Genomic DNA, 20,193 nt, shown 5'->3' with positions numbered 1-20,193 from the left:
GAGACGGATTCTTTTTATTTTTAAGACAAATAAAAACAAATGCTTGTTAAAGTTTATGGAGCCGCTATACACGGTGTTTCTGCACAAATTATTACCATAGAAGTCAATGTAGATACTGGGGTAGGTTATCATCTGGTGGGATTGCCGGATAATGCCATCAAAGAGAGTAGTTACCGGATTTCTGCAGCTCTTAAAAATTCTGGATTTAAAATTCCGGGAAAAAAAATCACCATCAATATGGCTCCGGCGGATCTCCGAAAAGAAGGATCTTCTTATGATCTGAGTATTGCTTTGGGAATTCTGGCGGCATCTGATTTGATATTGGCAGAACAACTTTCGGAATATATTATTATGGGAGAATTGTCCCTTGATGGCGGACTTCAGGCAATAAAAGGCGTGCTTCCAATTGCTATAAAAGCCAGAGAAATGGGTTACAAAGGTATCATTCTTCCAAAACAAAACGCAAGAGAAGCTGCCATTGTCAATAATCTAGATGTTTACGGTGTGGAGAATATAAGACAAGTTATTGAGTTTTTTAATGATGAAATCCCTTTAGAGAAGTTCGAGATTGATACAAGGAAAGAATTTCAGGATAAAATTGATCATTTTCCATTTGATTTTGATGAGGTCAAAGGTCAGGAAGCCGCCAAGCGCGCCATGGAAGTTGCAGCTGCTGGCGGACATAACATTATCCTAATTGGTTCACCTGGAAGTGGAAAAACGATGATTGCCAAACGCCTGCCGAGTATCTTGCCACCACTTAGCCTAAAGGAAGCGTTGGAAACCACAAAAATACATTCTGTGGCGGGAAAAATGGGCGCAGAAACTTCACTGATGACCATTCGGCCTTTCCGCTCTCCGCATCATACGATTTCGGATGTTGCATTAGTTGGCGGAGGAAGTTATCCTCAGCCGGGCGAGATTTCCTTAGCTCATAATGGCGTTTTATTTTTAGATGAAATGCCAGAATTTAAAAGAGCTGTCTTGGAAGTAATGAGACAGCCTTTGGAAGACCGAGTTGTTACAATTTCCCGCGCAAAGTTTACCATAGAATATCCGGCGAGTTTTATGCTGGTTGCCAGTATGAACCCTAGTCCCAGCGGTTATTTTCCAGATGATCCAAACAATACCTCCTCTGCTTTAGAAATGCAGCGGTATATGAACAAATTATCGGGACCTCTTCTCGACAGGATTGATATCCATATCGAAGTTTCTAAAGTTGAATATGAACAGCTCGCAGAAAAAAGGAAAGGTGAAAGTAGCCAAAGCATCAGGAACCGTGTAATCAAAGCTAGAAATGCTCAAACAGAACGTTACAAAGATTTGGATATCAGTTATAATGCCCAAATGGGACCAAAGGAAATTGAAAAATATTGTGAGTTGGATGATTATTCACAGCTTCTCATCAAAACAGCAATGCTTAAACTAAATCTTTCGGCGAGAGCTTATGACCGTATTCTTAAAGTAGCCAGAACTATTGCAGACTTGGAAAACTCGGAAAATATCGAAGGGGATCATATTTCTGAAGCGATACAATATAGAAGTCTTGACAGGGATTTCTGGAACGCTTAAAACATTCCGCCATCATTCTGATTCTCAAAAAAAGTATCGATTTCTAAGTTTCCGGATTTAGAAGCAGCGACAGCCAATTGGTCGCAGATTTCATTTTCAGGATGTCCGGCGTGACCTTTAATCCAATGGAATTTTGGGTTATGAAGTTGATAGAGTTTATAAAATGCTTGCCAGAGATCAGGATTTTTTACATTTTTCCAGCCTCGTTTGATCCATCCATAAATCCATTTTTGGTTAATTGCATCAGCAACATACTTACTGTCGGTGTAAATATGGACATCATTATCCGAAGTTCTTAGATTTCCCAGGGCAACAATTACCGCCATCAGTTCCATTCGGTTGTTGGTGGTTTTTCGGAAGCCTTTGGAATAGGTTTTCTGATAATTTTTTTCCGGCACCCGCATTAAAATACCATAACCACCAGGTCCGGGATTCCCGCTACAAGCACCGTCTGTGAAGATTTCGATTTTCAAACTAGAAAAAATTAATGATTAATTGTTGTTTTTTGTATTCAATCAATTATCAATTGTTATTTATCAATCATTACACTAGAATGGCATATCGTCGTCATCGTCATCATTCATTGCAGAACCCGATAACTGATTATTATTTGGCAATCCAAAAGCAGCGCCAGGGTCTATGGTAATATTAATTTTATCAAAACCAGAAGGTTCATCTTTCTGTCCAAAATTGGATGGTGTATACTCGTAATTGGTTCCAAGATCAGCAAACTTACCGATATTCTTATGGAAGGCTAAACGAACATCTGCGGTTGCACCATTTCTGTGCTTGGCAATGATGATTTCTGCCTGATTTTCCGTGCTAGTTTCTGCGCCTTCTTCGTCATTGTCCCAGACCGCAATTTTATAATATTCCGGACGGAAAATGAATGAAACAATATCCGCATCCTGCTCAATCGCTCCGGATTCCCTAAGGTCGGAAAGCATAGGTCTTTTGCCAGGTCTTGTTTCCACGGTTCTGGAAAGCTGGGAAAGTGCTATTACAGGTACATTTAATTCTTTGGCAATTGCTTTTAATGATCTGGAGATCATCGCGATTTCCTGCTCTCGGTTTCCGCCGCCTTTTCCGGAACTGGCCGTCATCAGCTGAAGATAATCGACCATTATAATTTTCACACCGTGTTGCATTACCAATCGTCGGCACTTGGCGCGGAAGTCGAAGATTGACAATGAAGGCGTTTCGTCAATATATAGTGGTGCATTTTCTAAAGCGGAAACGTTGGTGAAGAGCCTTTGCCATTCATCATCAGACATTTGTCCTTTTCTTAATTTTTCTGAGGAAATACCAGTTTCGGAGGAAATCATCCTCGTAATGAGCTGAACCGAAGCCATCTCCAGAGAGAAAAGTGCCATTGGGATATTGTGGTCCACGCAAATATTTCTCGCCATCGATAGGATAAAAGCTGTTTTTCCCATCGCCGGTCTTGCCGCAATAATGATGAGGTCAGAGTTTTGCCAACCTCCGGTTTCTTTATCAAGGGCAGTAAATCCGGACGGAATTCCGGACAAACCTTCTTTATCTTTTAACGATTTGATTTTGTCAATCGCTTCTTTTACTAATGAATTGGCAGTGTCGAATCCTTTTTTAATCGTTCCATTCGTGATTTCAAAAAAAGATTGTTCAGCTTTGTCCAGCAATTCAAAAACATCAGTGGTTTCCTTGTAAGAACTGTCGATAACATTGGCAGATACATTAATCAGAGAGCGAAGAATGAACTTCTCCAAAATCACACGAACATGATATTCGATGTGCGCAGAAGAACTTACACCCATGGTCAAATCTATTATATAATGGTCGCCACCGGCAAGATTCAGTTTCTCATTCTTTTTCAAATCCTGAATCACCGTCATCAAATCGATAGGAGAGTTGCTTTCATACAATTTCAAAATTGATGAAAAAATAGTTTGATGTCTCGGATCGTAGAAAACATCAGGTGTCAATAAATCGATGGAATGGTCGAGTCCCTTTCTGTCTATTAGAAAAGTTCCGATGACGATTCGTTCAAAATCCAATGCATTGGGCGGCATTTTGCCATCCGAAATAGAGAGTTCCTTTGCAAAATTACCGTGAATCAAACTCGATAATGTATCTTTCTGTGCCATTGTACAAAGATAGAATTTTTATGACTTTCAATAATTTTAGTTATGAGAAAACAACTAACATTTATCGGGTCATAATGTTAGTAAATCAAAATCATTTGTAACATTTCGCTATAATATCGAACTTAATAGATATAAACATTAGCAAATTCTAAATTTCATTAAATTTAACAAATAAAGAAATCTCTATGCTGCAACGATTTATCAAGTTAGAATTCCAAAGTTTTTTCAGATCCAGTTCTTTGGCGACTAATATTGTTGTTAAGATTTTCCAGCTTTTGGGAATGTTGTATTTTCTGGCGATGTTTGTGTTTATAGCTTTCGGAGCGTACTATTTTCCGAAAAAAGAATTGCATATCGATCCATTGCCATTCATCAGCAAGTTTATGATTTATTGGCTGATAGCAGATTTGTTCCTGAGATATTTTTTCCAGCAAATGCCAACACAGAATATAAAACCTTTCCTGACGATGAATATCAAGAAAACAACACTCGTCAATTATATGATTAGCAAGACGTTTCTGTCATTTTTCAGTTGAGGCGGACTTTTTATTTATTTGCCGTTATTAGGAATTTTGCTTTATAACGGTTATTCGGTTTGGGGGAGTTTCTCTTGGGTTTTGGCTGTGATTATTCTGAGTTTTAGCATCAATCTGATTAATATTCTTCTCAATGGTAAAGATTTAGCCATCTGGATTATTGGTGGCCTTTTGGTTCTTGCTGGCGGATTGGATTATTACAATATCATTGTGCTTTCATCAGCTTCAGAGAAGTTTTTTATGATGTTTTATAACCATTGGTATTCGATTGCGATACCCATTGTGATATTCGGTCTTCTTTATGGTTTCTGCAGAAAATTCATTTATGATAATTTCTATCTTGACAAAGGTCTTGAAATGAAACAGGAAGTTGGCAAAACAGAAAATATCCAATTTCTGAATAAATATGGCGTTCTTGGAACTTTCATTAACAACGATATCCGAATGATAAAACGAAGCAAAGCTGCAAAATCCATTGCCTTAGGAAGTTTTCTATTCTTGTTTTATGGATTGCTTTTGTTCAGTTCTCCCGCTTACAAAACCGCTTATATGCAACTATTTATGGGACTTTTCGTAACAGGTGGATTTCTGTTCTTGTTCGGACAAAGAGTTCCTTCTTTTGATAGTTCATATTATCCACTGATGATGACGCTTAATGTTCCTTACAAAGAATATCTGAAAGCCAAATGGTGGATGATTGTGAGCGCTGTGGCTGTGAGTATGGTTTTGGCTGTTGCTTATGCATTTGTGAGTTGGGATTTATATTTCACGTTTTTGGCGGCCGGACTTTACAATGTCGGCGTCAATTCTCAGGTCGTTTTGTTGTCAGGCGCCTATAACAAAAATCCGATTGACCTGAATGCAAGAGGTAAAACTATGGGAAAAAAGAACAATTTCAGTTTCAAAAATATCATCTTGATGTTGCCACAGATGGTTTTGCCGATGGCAGTTTTCGGAGTTTCAAAATATTTTTTCGGAACAACGGTAGCTGTGGCGAGTTTGGGTCTTTTAGGATTGATTGGCTTTTTCCTCAGAGAAAAATTCTTCGATTTCATTGTCAAATTGTACAAAAAAGAAAAATACTCAACCATTAAAGCCTTCAAAGGAAATTAATATAATTTGGGCAGCTATTTGATTACATCGAAAGCTATTTAATACTTATTTTTTTATGGCAGCTTTTCCGTCTTCCGCTCCCAATCTTTTTGTCATTGCGAACGAAGTGAAGCAATCTGTAGAAAATTTGTACAATCGCAATAACAAAAAGGATTTCCGCTCAAGCCGGGCTGCGAGAGATTCAACTTTTAAAATCTAGTATCTAATATCTCACTTCTAACATCTATAAAAATGATAACAATAAATAACCTTTCCAAAGTTTACGAAACCAAAAAAGTCTTATCCATAGAAAAGCTCGATTTCCAAAAAGGTCAAACCATTGGCTTGGTTGGCAATAACGGTGCGGGAAAAACTACATTATTCAGTTTGATTCTGGATTTGATAGAACCAAGTTCAGGATTTGTTTCCATCGACGGAGAAAAAGTCAATGAATCTGAAAATTGGAAAAACAAAGTAGGTGCGTTTATCGATGAAACTTTTCTGATTGGCTATTTGACTCCAGAAGAATATTTCTATTTCTTAGGAGAACTCAGAGGTCAAAGCAAAGCTAACGTTGACGATTTCCTGAAAAACTTCACTGATTTCTTCAACGGAGAAATCCTGAATGCCAAAAAATACATCCGCGACCTCTCCAAAGGAAATATGAAAAAAGTCGGAATTATCGGAGCATTAATCGGAACTCCGGCAATTATCATTCTCGATGAACCTTTTGCGAATCTTGACCCTTCAACACAAATTAAATTGAAAAACCTCATCAGAGATTGGTCACAAAACTCAGATTCTACATTCCTGATTTCCAGCCACGATTTAGCGCATACGACAGAAGTTTGCGAAAGAATTGTGGTCATCAACAAAGGCGAATTGGTAAGAGATATCAAAACTTCTCCTGAAACGCTGAGAGATTTGGAGCAATACTTTGCTGACCAAGTAACTTCGAATTAATTTTTAAACCACATAGACACATAGTTTTATTATATTTTCTATGTGTCTATGTGGTTAGATTTTTTAGCATTTTAATGTGAAGAAACCGCTTTAAGTCCCACGATGGAAGCAATTAAAGTGAAAATAAAAAATAATCGCCAGAATGTTGCCGGTTCTTTGAAGATAAAAATTCCAACCAGAACAGTTCCCACCGCTCCGATTCCCGTCCAGACTGCGTAAGCTGTTCCCAACGGGAGTGTTTGTGTTGCTTTGATTAACAGAAGCATACTTGCAACCAGAGAAATTCCAAATCCTGCATACCAAAAGTAAGATTCGGTTCCTGATGTTTCTTTGGCTTTTCCTAAACAAGATGTGAATCCAACTTCAAAAAGCCCTCCAAGAATTAAAAAAATCCAGTTCATTTATTTATTAATTTTAATTATGCAAATTTCTGAATAGGATGCTACGGATTTTTTTACAAATGTTAAAAAATTAATCAAATTTCACTTCGGATTCTGCTCAGACTAACTTGCGTTATTCCCAAATAAGAAGCAATGTAAACTAATTGAACTCGCTGAATAATTTCGGGTTGTTTTGTCAAAAGTTCTTCATAACGTTGACTAGCTGTTCTGAACTTTCTGGAAATGAATAATTCTTCTGTTTTTACCAATTCTTTCTCAGCTAATTTTCTTCCCCAATTTGCGATATTTATATCAGTTTCAAATAATTTCCGCAAATCATCAATTTTTAATTGGTACAAAATACAATCTTCCAAAAGCTGAATATTTTCATAATTCTGATGATTATCAATATAACTTTTCATCGGTAAAACCACATCGCCTTCTTTTCCAAACCAAAATGTCAAATCCTGATTTTCTTGCGGAACAAAAGCTCTTACAATTCCTTTTTTAATAAAATAAATCGTTTTCTCAACTTTTCCAGCTTTGATGATAATGCTATCTTTCGGAAACTCGATTTCTGAAATCAAATTCTTTAAAACAGATTTAGAGTTTTCTGGAAGCTTGAAAATTTGGTTCAGAATTGTATCAATATTCATAAGCGAAATTTAATAAAAATAAAAACTCCTAGCATTACCTCGGAGTCTGTCTATTATCTTTTGTCTAAAAGTCTATCATCTATTTAAGACTTCCAACCATATCCTCTGGTTTCACCCACTCGTCAAATTGTTCAGCGGTCAAAAGTCCAAGGTTCACGGCTTCTTCTTTCAGAGTAGTTCCATTTTTGTGAGCTGTTTTAGCAATTTTTGCTGCATTCTCGTAACCAATGTGTGTGTTAAGCGCAGTCACCAACATCAATGATTTGTCAACCAATTCTTTAATTCTCGGCTCGTTGGGCTCAATTCCAACCGCACAATGGTCGTTGAAAGAAATCATCGCATCTGCCAACAATTGTGCAGACTGTAAGAAATTCGCAGCCATAACCGGTTTGAAAACATTCAGTTCATAATTTCCTTGCGTTCCTGCGAAAGAAATAGTCGTATCATTTCCTAGAACCTGAGCGCAAACCATAGTCAAAGCTTCGTTCTGTGTAGGGTTTACTTTCCCAGGCATAATTGAAGAACCAGGCTCATTTTCAGGAATGTGAATTTCTCCAATTCCAGAACGTGGACCAGAAGCCAGCAATCTGATATCCTGAGCAATTTTGTAAAGAGAAACAGCCAATTGTTTCAAAGCACCGTGAGTTTCCACGATTCCGTCGTGCGCTGCCAAAGCTTCAAATTTGTTCGGAGCAGTTACAAATGGAAGTCCAGTGAAGTCGGCAATATATTTCGCCACCACAACATCATAACCTTTTGGCGTGTTCAGTCCAGTTCCAACCGCAGTTCCACCAAGAGCCAATTCTTTTAAATGGTCAAGTGTATGATTAATTGCTTTTTTCGCATAATCCAATTGCGCAACGTAACCGGAAAATTCTTGTCCAAGAGTCAAAGGCGTGGCGTCCATAAGGTGCGTTCTTCCGATTTTTACAATATTCTGGAATTTTTTCGCTTTTTCATCCAATGTATTTCTCAATTTTTCCAAAGCTGGAAGCGTATCTTTTACAACCTTAGTGTAGGCAGCAATGTGCATTGCTGTTGGATAAGTATCGTTGGAAGACTGAGATTTGTTCACATCGTCATTCGGATGAACTTCAGTTTTTTCGCCCAATTGTCCTCCGCTGTTGACGTGAGATTTGTTGGCAATAACCTCGTTCACGTTCATATTAGATTGTGTTCCGGAACCGGTTTGCCAAATCACCAGTGGAAACTGGTCATACAATTCTCCTGCAAGAATCTCGTCACACACTTTTCCGATTGCATCTCTTTTTTCAATTGATAGAACGCCCAATTCCGCATTGGTATAAGCTGCCGCTTTTTTCAGGTAAGCAAACGCATCGATGATTTCGCGCGGCATACTTCCTTCCGGACCGATTTTGAAATTATTTCTGGAACGCTCAGTCTGCGCACCCCAAAATTTCTCTGCAGGCACTTGCACTTCGCCCATCGTGTCTTTTTCAATTCTGTAATTCATTATAATTTTTATTTAGATAATAATTGTATAAAGTTATTTAAAACCATTACAAATAACGAGCAAAACAAATGATTATCATCAGATTTTAGCAAATATTTTTTCTGGTCTGAGTAAATTTACGCGGTTTTAAAATAAAATAATGGATTTCATATATCAGGATCCGTATCCGATTCTAAAAGATGATACGGTTTACAAAAAATTGACTTCAGACTTCGTAAAAGTTGAAAAATTAGGAGACAGAGAAATTTTAACCATTGATCCGAAAGGACTCGAACTTTTGGCGGAAGAAGCAATGGCAGACGTTTCTTTTATGCTCCGTTCTTCACATTTGGAAAGTCTGAGAAGAATTATTGATGATCCTGAAGCGACTGATAACGACAGATTTGTGGCTTATAACTTATTACAAAATGCAGCGGTTGCAGTAGAAGGCGCTTTACCTTCTTGCCAAGATACTGGAACAGCGATTGTGATGGGTAAAAAAGGAGAAAATGTTTACACTGGTGTTGATGATGCTGAATATCTAAGCAAAGGGATTTTTAATACTTATCAAAAAAGAAACTTAAGATATTCTCAGGTGGTTCCTTTGACGATGTTTGATGAGAAAAACTCGGGTTCAAATCTTCCGGCGCAGATTGATATTTATGCTAAAAAAGGAGATTACTACGAATTCCTATTCCTAACAAAAGGAGGTGGTTCTGCCAACAAAACATTCCTTTATCAAAAAACAAAATCTTTACTGAATGAAAAATCTCTTGAAGAATTTATCAAAGAGAAAATTTCAGATTTGGGAACAGCTGCCTGTCCTCCTTATCACTTGGCTTTGGTGATTGGTGGAACTTCTGCAGAGGCCAACTTAGCAGCCGTTAAAAAAGCATCAGCGAAATATTATGATAATCTTCCGACCGAAGGAAATGAAGCTGGACAGGCTTTCAGAGATTTGGAATGGGAAGCTAAAGTTCAGAAAATCTGCCAGGAAAGTGCAATTGGAGCACAGTTTGGCGGAAAATATTTAACACACGACGTCAGAGTAATCAGATTACCGCGTCACGCCGCTTCTTGTCCGGTTGGAATGGGCGTATCCTGTTCAGCAGACAGAAATATCAAAGGAAAAATTACGAAAGAAGGTATTTTTCTGGAGCAATTAGAACAAGATCCAAAAAGATTTTTGCCTGCAACGCCTCCCCATTTGGAAGAAGCGGTTGAGATTGATCTAAATAAACCAATGCCAGAAATTTTAGCCGAGCTTTCCAAATATCCAATCAAAACAAGATTGAAGTTGAGCGGAACTTTGATTGTTGCAAGAGATATTGCTCACGCAAAGATTAAAAAATTATTGGATGCTGGACAGCCAATGCCTGAATATTTTAAAAACCACCCGATTTATTATGCAGGACCAGCTAAAACTCCGGAAGGAATGGCTTCAGGAAGTTTCGGGCCAACAACGGCAGGAAGAATGGATGTATATGTAGATGAGTTCCAAAGTCACGGCGGAAGTATGATTATGCTCGCGAAAGGAAACAGAACAGCAGATGTGACCAACGCCTGCCACAAATATGGAGGTTTTTATTTAGGCTCTATCGGCGGTCCCGCTGCAATTTTAGCAAAGGATAACATTCTTTCTGTTGAGGTGGTAGATTTCCCAGAATTAGGAATGGAAGCAGTAAGAAAAATCGAAGTGAAAGATTTCCCTGCGTTCATTATTACAGATGATAAAGGCAATGATTTCTTCGCCAATCTTGCGCGTTAGTTAATTTAAATTTAAAATAAATAGTAAAAATCATCTTTTATCTTTTGTCTTAAAAAGAAAAAGTCCTATTTTTGCTCAAAATATATAGCATTATGATGTTATCAGCTTTTTGGCCGTTTTACCAATTTCTTTGGACCGTTTATTTCTTCACAATGATGTTGTGCGGATTTTGGTGTATTTTGATGTTTTTCGGATTTATCGTACCACTTTGGTTAACAGAGGGTGTTGCAGAATACTTCGGGAAAATCAACAAGAACTTTGATCCTGAAAAAATAAGATATAAGAAATTGTATGAGCAGGAGGGTGTGGAAGTACTTTACCAAAGACCTGCAGGAGAAAAACCGGCTTCACACGGTCACCACCATTAATTTGGCAATTTTCTTTTCGTGAGAGATTGCACTCAAAGCGAAACAATATATAAAAAAGTCCATCCTTTTAGGGAATGGGCTTTTCTGTTTTATAACCAAAAAGACAAAAAGAGATTTATAAGAATCATAATTAAATTACTAATAATAGATAGAGTGTTTGGTGAATATAATTTGGAAACTTCCATCATCAATTATCTCGCTTCCATCTTAAAAGTTAAATCCGTATCTTTGCAAACTAAAATTTACCTATGTCTAAGTCATTAATTCCAAAACTGGAAGCGATAAAACAACGATATAACGAGGTGGCGGACCTTATCATCCAACCAGATGTAATTACGGATCAGAAAAGATATTCCGCACTTAACAAAGAATATAGTGACCTTGGAAAGATTGTGAAGGTTTTTGATGAATATAAAGCTGCGCTTGACACAATTGCTGAGTCTGACGAAATCATTGCTGACGGTTCTGATAAAGAATTTGTGGAAATGGCAAAACAGGAAAAGTATGAAGCCCAAGATAAACTTCCTGCTTTTGAGGAAGGATTAAAATATCTTTTGATTCCGAAAGATCCTGCCGATGACAAAAATATCATCTTGGAAATGCGCGCAGGGACTGGTGGTGATGAAGCGGCGATCTTTGTGGAGGATATGTACAGAATGTATTCCATGTATTTTAAAACCAAAGGATGGAAACACGAAATCACAGATTCTAGCGAAGCGTCCAAAGGATACAAAGAATTGATAATGAAAGTAGAAGGCGAAAGCGTTTACGGAATTATGAAATTCGAGTCCGGAGTTCATCGTGTGCAACGTGTTCCGGAAACCGAATCTCAAGGCCGTGTTCACACGTCAGCCATTACGATTGCGGTATTGCCGGAAGCGGAGGAAGTGGATGTAGAAATCAATCCTGCGGATATTGAAATGCAAACGTCGCGGTCCGGAGGTGCTGGTGGACAGAACGTTAATAAGGTCGAAACCAAAGTTCAATTAACACACAAACCTTCTGGATTGGTTGTAGTTTGTCAACAAGCGCGTTCTCAGTTGGCTAACAGAGAACTAGCAATGGAAATGCTAAGAGCAAAATTGTACGATATTAAACTTCAGGAAGTGGTTGGTGATATTGCAGCACAAAGAAAAACCATGGTTTCTACAGGTGACCGTTCGGCGAAAATCAAAACTTATAATTACCCGCAAGGAAGGGTGACCGACCATAGAATCAACAAATCGATTTATAATTTGGATGCTTATATGAATGGCGATATCCAGGAAATGATGGATGCCGTGATTATGGCAGAAAATGCAGAAAAACTGAAAGGTGAGGAAGAAGGAATTGCCTGATAGATGTTAGAAGTTAGAAGTCGGAAGTGTGATGTTTCTAAACTTTAAAAATAATTCACAGAGCTCAGTGAACTTTCATTGGGCTTTTTTATTTTGTTTTATCGATGCCTCTTAATCCATTAAATTGGATTCCGTACTTCCAATTACAATAAGCGAAAAACTGATATAATCTGTATTCGAAATCGAAACCATGATTTTCTTTTTGGTCATAATCTATTGCGACTTCGCAAAAATTGGGATTGATTCCTGAAAAATAGCGATTGTTCCATTCTGCGACAAGGAGCTGATTTCTTGACTTTAATCCGCTTTCCGTGAACATTGATTTAGGTTGCGCTCTTGTTGCGACAAACGTTTCATAATCCGTATCCAAAACGGTGATTTCCCATTCATCTGCTGAGTCTGTTTTCTTTTGGGCGGAAATGTGTGGTTTCGAGTCATTTGTAGTTTTTCCCAAGCCAGCAGCGCAAGACCAAATGAAAGCGGAAATGATTATTATGGCGAAAAGATTTTTCATTGCTGATGTTTTGTTTAAAGTTATGGCTTATTTTATAACCAAAGAATTATCTGTCAATTACTTTTTCTTGGGGTGATGAAACGAAACAATATTGCGTCCGCTTAATTTCTATTCGTGCAGTTTCTTGCAGCCCGGCTTGAGCGGTTATCCTTTTTGCGAGAGGCTATGCCGAGCAAAAAGATAATAGCGGAAGACGGAAAAGCTGCCATAAAAAATAAATATTACATAGCTTGCGATATCATCAAATATCTGTTCGAATAAAAACAAAAAACCGTTCCAAAATATTGAAACGGTTGATTTGTTTTAAGGTTCCCTCTGGAGAACCACGAACGCTGGAAAGTGGTCTGAATAACCTCCAGTGAACTGGTCGCCATTCCAGGAGCGGAAAGGATAACCTTTATAATTACCCTCTTTGGTGATCAGATAATCCGGTGCAAAAATTTCTGCTTTGAAAACGGTGTAGTCTTTACGGATTTCGTTTTTCGGGGCATGAAGGTTGGATGAAACTATAATCTGGTCAAATAAGTTTGGGGCATCCTGATAAGCTAATGAAGCAACTCCTTTTTTATACAATGGATACATCAGATTGAGATAGTGGTTTTCTTCGTTAAGATCTTTTGGGTTTCCAACTGCTTTCAGATAATTTTTTAAACTTGGGCTTATGGGATCGTCATTGAAATCTCCCATTGCGAAAAGCTTGGTAGACGGATCTAGTGATCTCACACTATCCATTTCTTTTTTGAGGATCGCAGCTGCTGCATTACGTTTAGGAAGAGAGACTGCTTCTCCACCTCTTCTAGACGGCCAGTGATTCAGGAAAAAAGCTACTTTTTCATTATCAAGAAAACCTGTCAATACCAGAATGTCTCTCGTATATTCTCTTTTTCCGCTATCGCCATAGATTTTGACTTCTTTTTTCCAGGATTTAGAAGGCGTGAACCTTCTTTTCTGGTAGATAAACGCGACGTCTATACCTCTGTAATCATAAGAGTTGTAATGAACTACACCATAATCATACTTTGCAATAGCAGGTTCTTTTACGAGATCTTCTACAACTTGTCTGTTTTCTACCTCAATAAGGCCAACAACCACGGGTGCAGTGCCTGTGTAAGCTCTTCCCATTTCCGAAATTACTTTAGCCTCATTTTCCAATTTTTGCTTATAAATTTTATAAGTATAGTTTTTCCCGCTCTTTGGAGTGAATTCTTCTGAGCCACCCTGCATTCTTACAACTTTCTTTCCTGCAAGGGATTCATCATTCCAAACGCCTTTGTAATCTTTTTCTGTAACTTCCAGATATTTGATAGAGTCCAAAGGAATACTTCTGTGGAATGCCGGGTTGCTCTTATCCTTAGTTCCGTCTATATAATCCGCAGATCGAACAGTGTCCCAAAGGTTTTCTACGTTCAGAAAACCAACAGTGGCTGCACGGACTTGCCTTTTTTGTGCAAATAATAAGGAAATGCTAAGAATAGCAATTACGCTAAATAAATTTTTCATAATAAAAAATGTAAGGCTACAAAAGTAATTTTTTTTACATAGCTGCAAAATAAAAATTTGATGTTTTTAAAAAATGTTATATAAGTATTGAAGATTTAAAATTTCGTTAAAATAAAAATAAAATGTTAAAAAGTTTTAATTATCAAAAAATTATTTACATTTGCCTTCCCGTGTATAACGGACTGTATATTAGAAAAAAAGAGCAAACAAAACCTAATTGATTTATGATTAAAAAATTATCATTAATCTCCTTATTTACAATGCTTCCGGCATCATTTTACTTTGCACAGACTACGGTTTTTGCATACCTGAAAGATGCGGATGGTAAACCTGTGGAAAAAGCACAAGTTAGTTTAAAAGGAGAAGGTAATGATGTTACGGCAGACAAAATTGGTTATTTCCAATTCGTAGATCTGAAATCCGGACATTATCAAGTGGTGGTATCAAAATCGAATTTCGAAACAAAAACTTTGGAATTTGATGTAACCACAGAAAAAAGAAAAGATTTGGGGGTAATTACCCTTTATTCTACACTGACAGGAGTGGATCAAGGCTTGGCAATCCTTGATAATGCTGATGAAGAAGGCAGCGGACAGACTTCTACAGTTGGTCTTCTACAGTCTTCGCAAGATGTGTTCAACAGAATTGCCAGTTTTGACCTTGGATTTTACTGGTTCCGCCCAAGAGGTATTGACGGAAGAACTTCCGAAAATATGATGAACGGTGTTTCTATGGTAAAATCGGATAATGGTAATGTAGATTTTTCTAATTGGGGAGGTCTTAATGAAATCGTTAGATATCCTGAGATATCGGCTAACCATTCACCTTCAGAATATGCATTCGGTGGTGCAAGTGGCGTAATCTATAAAAACACAAAAGCTAGCGAATACAGAAAAGGTTTTCAGGCTGTTTACTCTATAACAAACAGGAACTATAGGCAAAGAGTCTCTTTAAGATATACATCCGGAATGTCAAAAAGTGGATGGGCATTTACCTTAATGGGAGCTAAGAGATGGGCAGAAGAAGGAATCCAGGAAGGAACTTTTTATGATGCATACGGTACTTATCTTGGTATTGAGAAAAAGTTTAATAATAATCACACCATAACTTTTAATGCTTTTGCTTCTCCATACAGGAGATCTACCGCAAGTCCAAGTACTGAGGAAGTCTTTAATTATCGAGGTGTACATTATAACTCATACTGGGGATGGCAGGATGGAGAAAAGAGAAGTGAAAGGGTTAGAAAAGGTTTCCAGCCAGTTCTTATGCTCCAGGATTTTTGGAAAATCAATAAAAAATCCAATCTTTGGACATCTGTTTCTTATCAATTTGGTAAAGACAGCGGATCCAGATTAGACTGGCAAAATGCTCCAAATCCAAACCCTACTTATTACAGAAACCTTCCAAGCTATATAGCATCACTTAATCCAGCGGTATTAACGGCAGATCCAAATAATCTAGGTTCTCTTGCAGGTGCTTACGATGCTTATCAGAGTGCAATAAGCGCATGGCAGAATGGCGATCCAAATATTACACAAATAAACTGGGAAAGATTGTATGCCAAAAATATGGATCAGTCTGCGGTTACCAATTACGGTGTAACAGGAAAAAGAGCTATCTATTTTCAAGTTAATGATGTGAGTGATGATAAAATCTGGAATGCAGCCACGCACTATACTTACAACTTTACAGACACTTCCAGATTTATACTTAACCTGTCTTATCAGAATTATAAATCAGAACTATACAGAGAAGTTAAAGATCTGTTAGGCGCTGATTTCGCATGGAACAGAGATCCCTTTGCCGCAACTAATAATCCTGGAACATCAGGATTATTCAATGAAGGTGAAGAAAATGTTGCAAAAAAGGTTGGAGATAAAATAGGTTATAACTATACGTTCAGAAGACAGGAAGTGAAAGTTAATCCTGGATACAAATTTTCTCAAGGAGCCTTTGATGTATTTGTTTCGGGTATGTTTGGTTATTCTTCTTCAAACAGAGAAGGTCACTTCAAACATTATCTTTATGCAGATTCTTTCGGAAAAAGTGCTGATAAGAACTACTGGAATTACGGTATGAAAGGACAAATCGTCTATAGGCTTGATGGTAGAAATTTCTTGATTTATAATGGCGCATACTTTTCACAAGCACCGTATTTAGAGGATATTTTCATTAATCCAAGACTAAATGCATCAGTTGCGCCTAACCTCAAGAATACAATTATCAATGCCAATGATTTGAGTTATGTTGTCAATACGCCTTTCTACAAAATCAGAGCTTCTGTTTTCTTGGTAGATACTCAGAATGAGACCAACGTACAACGTTTCTTTGCAGATGGCATACAGATAAACAGTAATGATGGAAATGGCGATGCAGGAACTAACTCTGGTGGAAAATATGTACAAAGTGCATTTATTACTCAGGTAATGTCTAATGTAGAAAAGAGAAATATGGGTGCAGAGTTGGGAATGGATATTAAAATCTTGCCAACATTATCTTTCCAAGGAGCAGCAAGCTATGGTAAATTTACTTATAAAAACGATCCCGATGTATATTTTGCATCTGATGCGATTGGCGTATTCGCTAATGATCAATCTTTTGTGAAGTTTGGAAAATCTTATATTAAAGATTACAAACAAGGAGGTACCCCTCAAACGGCTTTCTCTGTTGGTTTGAGATATAGCTCACCAAAATATTGGTGGGTTGGAGCAAATTGGAACTATTTGGATGATAATTATCTTGATCCTTCCGCTATAATGAGATCAGAAAACTTTGTGCAAAATCCTAATTCTGGCACTCCATACAATGATATTTCCGAATCAGAAGTAAGAAGACTCTTGAAGCCAAACAAGCTTCCATCAGCATATTTTTTTAATGCCAATGTTGGAAAATCTTGGGTTTTAGGAAAATATTATGTACTAATTTCTGCAAGTGTCAATAATATTTTTGACAATACAAAATATATTACCGGAGGTTTTGAGCAAACAAGAAATATTAAATACGATACATTTAGTGTAGATTATGACAGAGCTACATCTTTATTTGGTCCTAAATATTGGTATACACAAGGACGTTCGTATTTTGTAAATTTACAATTCAGATTCTAATAATTTCTAAAAAAATAAAAAATGATCATAAATAAATTTTTAAAAACAGTGCTAATGTCCGCTTTGATTGCAGGGACATTCACTTCGTGTGTAAAAGATGATGAATGGAGTACCCCAGAGATTCTTTGCAACAACAGATTTGATGCCCCCACTATCTCAATGGCGGATTTTGCAGCAAAGGCTCCAACATCTGGGACATACAAAATTCCAGCAGACGGACCAGCGGTGATTTTGGATGGATATGTAGTTTCTTCGGATGAAAACGGAAATTTCTATAAGACAATATCTTTTCAAGACAAACCTGTAAACCCAACTGTTGGTTTGCAAATAGAAGTAGATAAAGCTTCAAATTATACAGATTTTCCAGCTGGATCTCATATAAGAATAAAAGCAAATGGCTTGGTTCTTGGATGGGATAGAGGCACAAGAAAAATAGGTTCAGTAGATCCTACATATGCAATAGGAAGAATCCCTAGCGTTTCGCTAAAAAATTATCTTGCAGGTGTTTGTAATGGAAGCAACAGACTAGATGTAGCAACTTTGGTTCCTACACAAGTTTCTAATCTTGCAGATGCGCAACAAGTAAAATATCTAAATACGTTGGTAAGTGTGCCAAATGTTCAGTTCACTGACTCAGAAGTTTCGCCTACTGTTAAAACTTATATTGACCTTAATCCATTGGCAGACACAAATAGAACGCTGATTGACGGAAATAAAAACAGTACGGTCATAAGAAATTCTAGTTATTTCGCTTTTGGTGCAAATCCTTTGCCAACTGGGAACGGAACTATTTCTTTCGTTGTATCTAGATACAATACTGATTTTCAAATGTTAATAAGGGGAATAGATGATGTTAAATTTACCAATCCGAGATTTGGAGAGTGTGAAACAGCTACGCCTAATCTTACTCTCGGTGAGCTTAAAAATCTTTATCCTTCCAACGCTGCGGATCCAAGACAAATTACTGCGGATTACATTATTGAAGCTTATGTAAGCTCTTCTGATAAAAGTGGTAATATTTATAAAACATTATATGTTCAAGACAAATTAGAAAATCCTACCCAAGGACTTGGTATTGTTACAAACGTAGTAAATATGGTCGGCAAGTATCCCGTTGGAACAAAGGTATACATCCACGCAAAAGACTTATGGCTTTCAAAAGTTGGAGGAATTGTCCAATTAATTGATAAAACATTCAACACAAGCACCAATGCGTACGATTATTTCTTGAGTAATTTAAAAATGAATACAAACATTGTGAGAGCTTGCACACAACCGACTACTCCAATTGTTCCTCTGGTTGTTAATTCATCTATTTTAAGCGGTGACACAACAGGAAACTTAGTTGGAACTTTAGTTAAATTTGAAAAAGCACAGTTTTCAATAGATGCTGTATACGGATACAATAATGTTATAAACACTTATGCTAATCCTGGCCTAACGACAAATAGAACCATAGAATTCTTCAAAGCAGATGGTACCGCTGATGGAACTATTATAGCACGAAACTCTGCATATTCTACTTTTGCAAATGCTTCTATTCCTTCTGGAAGTGGTTCAGCCTTGGCAATATTAAGTAAATACAATAGTGATTGGCAGCTTTATATAAGAGATCAAAATGAAGTTGATTTCTCAGGCAACAGATTTGATTCTGGTCCACCTAAAGGAGGAACTAGTATTACTTACAGCGGTTCTTTTACAGAAAACTTTGAGAGCTATCCTTACAGTTCTTCTCCATATTTTAATAATTTCCCAGCATATGTAAATGATCCATTCTTAGGAAGCAGATATTGGGAATTGAGATCTTTTAGTGGTAATAAATATGTACAACTTAGTGCTAATGGTGCCTCAAGTAGTATTAAAACTTACTTTATTGTACCAATAGATTTTACTGCGGCTAATACTTTATCCTTCAAAGTGAATGTAGGTTTCTATAACGGTGATGCATTAAAAGTATATACGACAACCAATTATACTCCACTAGGAAACATTGGTGATGCTACCCTTAATAATATCACTTCAAATTTCACTATTCCAAAAACTCCAACTTCTGGTTATGGGACTTTAGTTTCGGCAGGAACTTATAATCTCCCTACATCTCTCACAGGTAATGGTTTTATTGTTTTTGAATATGACGGTGGTTCTTCTAATGGTATTACAACAACAGTTCAATTAGATGATATTACAGTTCAATAAATAACTAATTTCTTCAATAAAAAAACCGCTTTTGAAAAACAAAAGCGGTTTTTTTATCCCAGATTCCGCATTAGAAAATAAACAGTCCCAAAGGGACGATTTAATATTAATAAAAAATAAAATTAATTTTTTGCAGCAGGGAAACTCCTTTGGAGTTTTATCTGTGTAGAAAAATATCCAAAACCAATCTGCGTTCCATAGGAACGCTATCTGTAGTGTTTTATTTGTTATTATAGCGCACCGGGCTTAATTTCTTATTGTGTCTACACAGATTCTGCTCCTAAAGGAGCAATTTTATCATTTTCGGAGGTTTAATACAACCGGCTATTGCGTAATTTGGGTTTATTGAGTTGGTTGTTCTGCTGTTTTCTCCACAATTGTTTCCGTCTGTTTGGAGACATTTGGTTTTTGTTCTTTTAATAATTTCTCCTCATTCTTTCCCTTATCTTCCTTCTCAGCCTTTTCTTTCTCAAGCTTTTCTTCCTGCAATTTCGCAATGGCAGCAAGGCTGTCTTTTTCACGTTTTATGGCAACAGCATTGATCTTCGCCATCACACTTTCAGACGTAGCGCCTGGACCGAAAGAATCTACTGCTGTAGTATCATAAGTAGTCGTTCCTTAACAAAAC

15 protein-coding genes and 1 pseudogene are annotated in these 20,193 nt (G+C 37.1%); 8 read left to right on the top strand and 8 right to left on the bottom strand.

Translation table 11 applies throughout. The features are described 5' to 3' along the window. Nucleotides 1–39 precede the first annotated feature (39 nt). Complete coding sequence (locus EGH73_RS12995) at nucleotides 40–1,572, top strand: YifB family Mg chelatase-like AAA ATPase (RefSeq protein WP_089770857.1); 1,533 nt, start codon at nucleotides 40–42, stop codon at nucleotides 1,570–1,572. On the opposite strand, the gene rnhA is transcribed toward EGH73_RS12995, so the two are convergent. Together rnhA and dnaB are read right to left on the bottom strand one after the other, a co-directional pair. Further along, a complete protein-coding gene (rnhA, locus tag EGH73_RS12990; RefSeq protein WP_123282204.1) occupies nucleotides 1,569–2,045 on the bottom strand; it encodes a ribonuclease HI in 477 nt (158 codons plus the stop codon). The two genes, EGH73_RS12995 and rnhA, sit on opposite strands and share 4 nt — an antisense overlap. 75 nt (nucleotides 2,046–2,120) lie before the next feature. Beyond that, nucleotides 2,121–3,695, bottom strand: coding sequence for a replicative DNA helicase (dnaB, locus tag EGH73_RS12985; RefSeq protein WP_123282203.1), 1,575 nt, complete (start codon nucleotides 3,693–3,695; stop codon nucleotides 2,121–2,123). Nucleotides 3,696–3,880: 185 nt separating this feature from the next. On the opposite strand from dnaB, the pseudogene EGH73_RS12980 reads away from it, so the two are divergent. Both EGH73_RS12980 and EGH73_RS12975 read left to right on the top strand, forming a co-directional pair. Further along, nucleotides 3,881–5,344 (top strand): annotated as a pseudogene (locus EGH73_RS12980) (DUF5687 family protein). A 231-nt stretch (nucleotides 5,345–5,575) separates the two neighbouring features. After that, nucleotides 5,576–6,286 carry an ABC transporter ATP-binding protein gene (locus EGH73_RS12975; protein WP_123282202.1) on the top strand — a complete coding sequence of 237 codons (711 nt, stop codon included), beginning with the start codon at nucleotides 5,576–5,578 and terminating at the stop codon, nucleotides 6,284–6,286. A gap of 71 nt (nucleotides 6,287–6,357) precedes the next feature. Here EGH73_RS12975 and EGH73_RS12970 read toward each other — a convergent pair whose 3' ends face one another. From EGH73_RS12970 to fumC, 3 genes are all read right to left on the bottom strand, one after another. Continuing rightward, nucleotides 6,358–6,687 carry a DMT family transporter gene (locus EGH73_RS12970; protein ID WP_123282201.1) on the bottom strand — a complete coding sequence of 110 codons (330 nt, stop codon included), beginning with the start codon at nucleotides 6,685–6,687 and terminating at the stop codon, nucleotides 6,358–6,360. A 74-nt stretch (nucleotides 6,688–6,761) separates the two neighbouring features. Next, nucleotides 6,762–7,322 (bottom strand): Crp/Fnr family transcriptional regulator, encoded by a 561-nt coding sequence (locus EGH73_RS12965; RefSeq protein WP_123282200.1) that lies wholly within the window; start codon nucleotides 7,320–7,322, stop codon nucleotides 6,762–6,764. A 79-nt stretch (nucleotides 7,323–7,401) separates the two neighbouring features. Then, entirely contained in the window at nucleotides 7,402–8,796 is a 1,395-nt protein-coding gene (gene fumC, locus EGH73_RS12960) for a class II fumarate hydratase (protein WP_123282199.1), read from the bottom strand. 139 nt (nucleotides 8,797–8,935) lie between these two features. Between fumC and EGH73_RS12955 the strand changes: the two genes are divergently transcribed. From EGH73_RS12955 to prfA, 3 genes are all read left to right on the top strand, one after another. Then, nucleotides 8,936–10,543 (top strand): fumarate hydratase, encoded by a 1,608-nt coding sequence (locus EGH73_RS12955; RefSeq protein WP_123282198.1) that lies wholly within the window; start codon nucleotides 8,936–8,938, stop codon nucleotides 10,541–10,543. 92 nt (nucleotides 10,544–10,635) lie between these two features. Further along, nucleotides 10,636–10,911 (top strand): hypothetical protein, encoded by a 276-nt coding sequence (locus EGH73_RS12950; protein WP_089769635.1) that lies wholly within the window; start codon nucleotides 10,636–10,638, stop codon nucleotides 10,909–10,911. A gap of 248 nt (nucleotides 10,912–11,159) precedes the next feature. Then, entirely contained in the window at nucleotides 11,160–12,248 is a 1,089-nt protein-coding gene (prfA, locus tag EGH73_RS12945; RefSeq protein ID WP_123282197.1) for a peptide chain release factor 1, read from the top strand. A gap of 88 nt (nucleotides 12,249–12,336) precedes the next feature. Here prfA and EGH73_RS12940 read toward each other — a convergent pair whose 3' ends face one another. Together EGH73_RS12940 and EGH73_RS12935 are read right to left on the bottom strand one after the other, a co-directional pair. Continuing rightward, nucleotides 12,337–12,762 (bottom strand): DUF6146 family protein, encoded by a 426-nt coding sequence (locus EGH73_RS12940; RefSeq protein ID WP_123282196.1) that lies wholly within the window; start codon nucleotides 12,760–12,762, stop codon nucleotides 12,337–12,339. Nucleotides 12,763–13,065: 303 nt separating this feature from the next. Then, nucleotides 13,066–14,262 (bottom strand): endonuclease/exonuclease/phosphatase family protein, encoded by a 1,197-nt coding sequence (locus EGH73_RS12935; protein WP_123282195.1) that lies wholly within the window; start codon nucleotides 14,260–14,262, stop codon nucleotides 13,066–13,068. 224 nt (nucleotides 14,263–14,486) lie between these two features. Between EGH73_RS12935 and EGH73_RS12930 the strand changes: the two genes are divergently transcribed. Then, nucleotides 14,487–17,369, top strand: a complete 2,883-nt coding sequence (locus EGH73_RS12930) for a TonB-dependent receptor (protein WP_123282194.1) — start codon at nucleotides 14,487–14,489, stop codon at nucleotides 17,367–17,369. Nucleotides 17,370–17,423: 54 nt separating this feature from the next. Next, complete coding sequence (locus EGH73_RS12925; RefSeq protein WP_148041710.1) at nucleotides 17,424–19,565, top strand: DUF5689 domain-containing protein; 2,142 nt, start codon at nucleotides 17,424–17,426, stop codon at nucleotides 19,563–19,565. A 342-nt stretch (nucleotides 19,566–19,907) separates the two neighbouring features. On the opposite strand, the gene EGH73_RS12920 is transcribed toward EGH73_RS12925, so the two are convergent. Continuing rightward, nucleotides 19,908–20,117, bottom strand: coding sequence for a hypothetical protein (locus EGH73_RS12920; protein ID WP_123282192.1), 210 nt, complete (start codon nucleotides 20,115–20,117; stop codon nucleotides 19,908–19,910). Nucleotides 20,118–20,193: the final 76 nt, after the last annotated feature.

Source organism: Epilithonimonas hominis (assembly GCF_003730015.1).
In the GTDB taxonomy this organism is placed as follows: domain Bacteria; phylum Bacteroidota; class Bacteroidia; order Flavobacteriales; family Weeksellaceae; genus Epilithonimonas; species Epilithonimonas hominis.
Note: the sequence above shows the minus strand (reverse complement) of the source record. Positions and strands in the feature narration are given on the sequence as shown.

Coding starts and splice junctions, on each gene's coding strand:
- EGH73_RS12965 (WP_123282200.1), bottom strand. CDS start 7,322: ATGAATATTGATACAATTCTGAACCAAATTTTCAAGCTTCCAGAAAAC.
- EGH73_RS12975 (WP_123282202.1), top strand. CDS start 5,576: ATGATAACAATAAATAACCTTTCCAAAGTTTACGAAACCAAAAAAGTC.
- EGH73_RS12920 (WP_123282192.1), bottom strand. CDS start 20,117: ATGGCGAAGATCAATGCTGTTGCCATAAAACGTGAAAAAGACAGCCTT.
- EGH73_RS12930 (WP_123282194.1), top strand. CDS start 14,487: ATGATTAAAAAATTATCATTAATCTCCTTATTTACAATGCTTCCGGCA.
- EGH73_RS12950 (WP_089769635.1), top strand. CDS start 10,636: ATGATGTTATCAGCTTTTTGGCCGTTTTACCAATTTCTTTGGACCGTT.
- EGH73_RS12925 (WP_148041710.1), top strand. CDS start 17,424: ATGTCCGCTTTGATTGCAGGGACATTCACTTCGTGTGTAAAAGATGAT.
- dnaB (WP_123282203.1), bottom strand. CDS start 3,695: ATGGCACAGAAAGATACATTATCGAGTTTGATTCACGGTAATTTTGCA.
- fumC (WP_123282199.1), bottom strand. CDS start 8,796: ATGAATTACAGAATTGAAAAAGACACGATGGGCGAAGTGCAAGTGCCT.
- EGH73_RS12935 (WP_123282195.1), bottom strand. CDS start 14,262: ATGAAAAATTTATTTAGCGTAATTGCTATTCTTAGCATTTCCTTATTA.
- EGH73_RS12940 (WP_123282196.1), bottom strand. CDS start 12,762: ATGAAAAATCTTTTCGCCATAATAATCATTTCCGCTTTCATTTGGTCT.
- EGH73_RS12955 (WP_123282198.1), top strand. CDS start 8,936: ATGGATTTCATATATCAGGATCCGTATCCGATTCTAAAAGATGATACG.
- prfA (WP_123282197.1), top strand. CDS start 11,160: ATGTCTAAGTCATTAATTCCAAAACTGGAAGCGATAAAACAACGATAT.
- EGH73_RS12970 (WP_123282201.1), bottom strand. CDS start 6,687: ATGAACTGGATTTTTTTAATTCTTGGAGGGCTTTTTGAAGTTGGATTC.
- EGH73_RS12995 (WP_089770857.1), top strand. CDS start 40: ATGCTTGTTAAAGTTTATGGAGCCGCTATACACGGTGTTTCTGCACAA.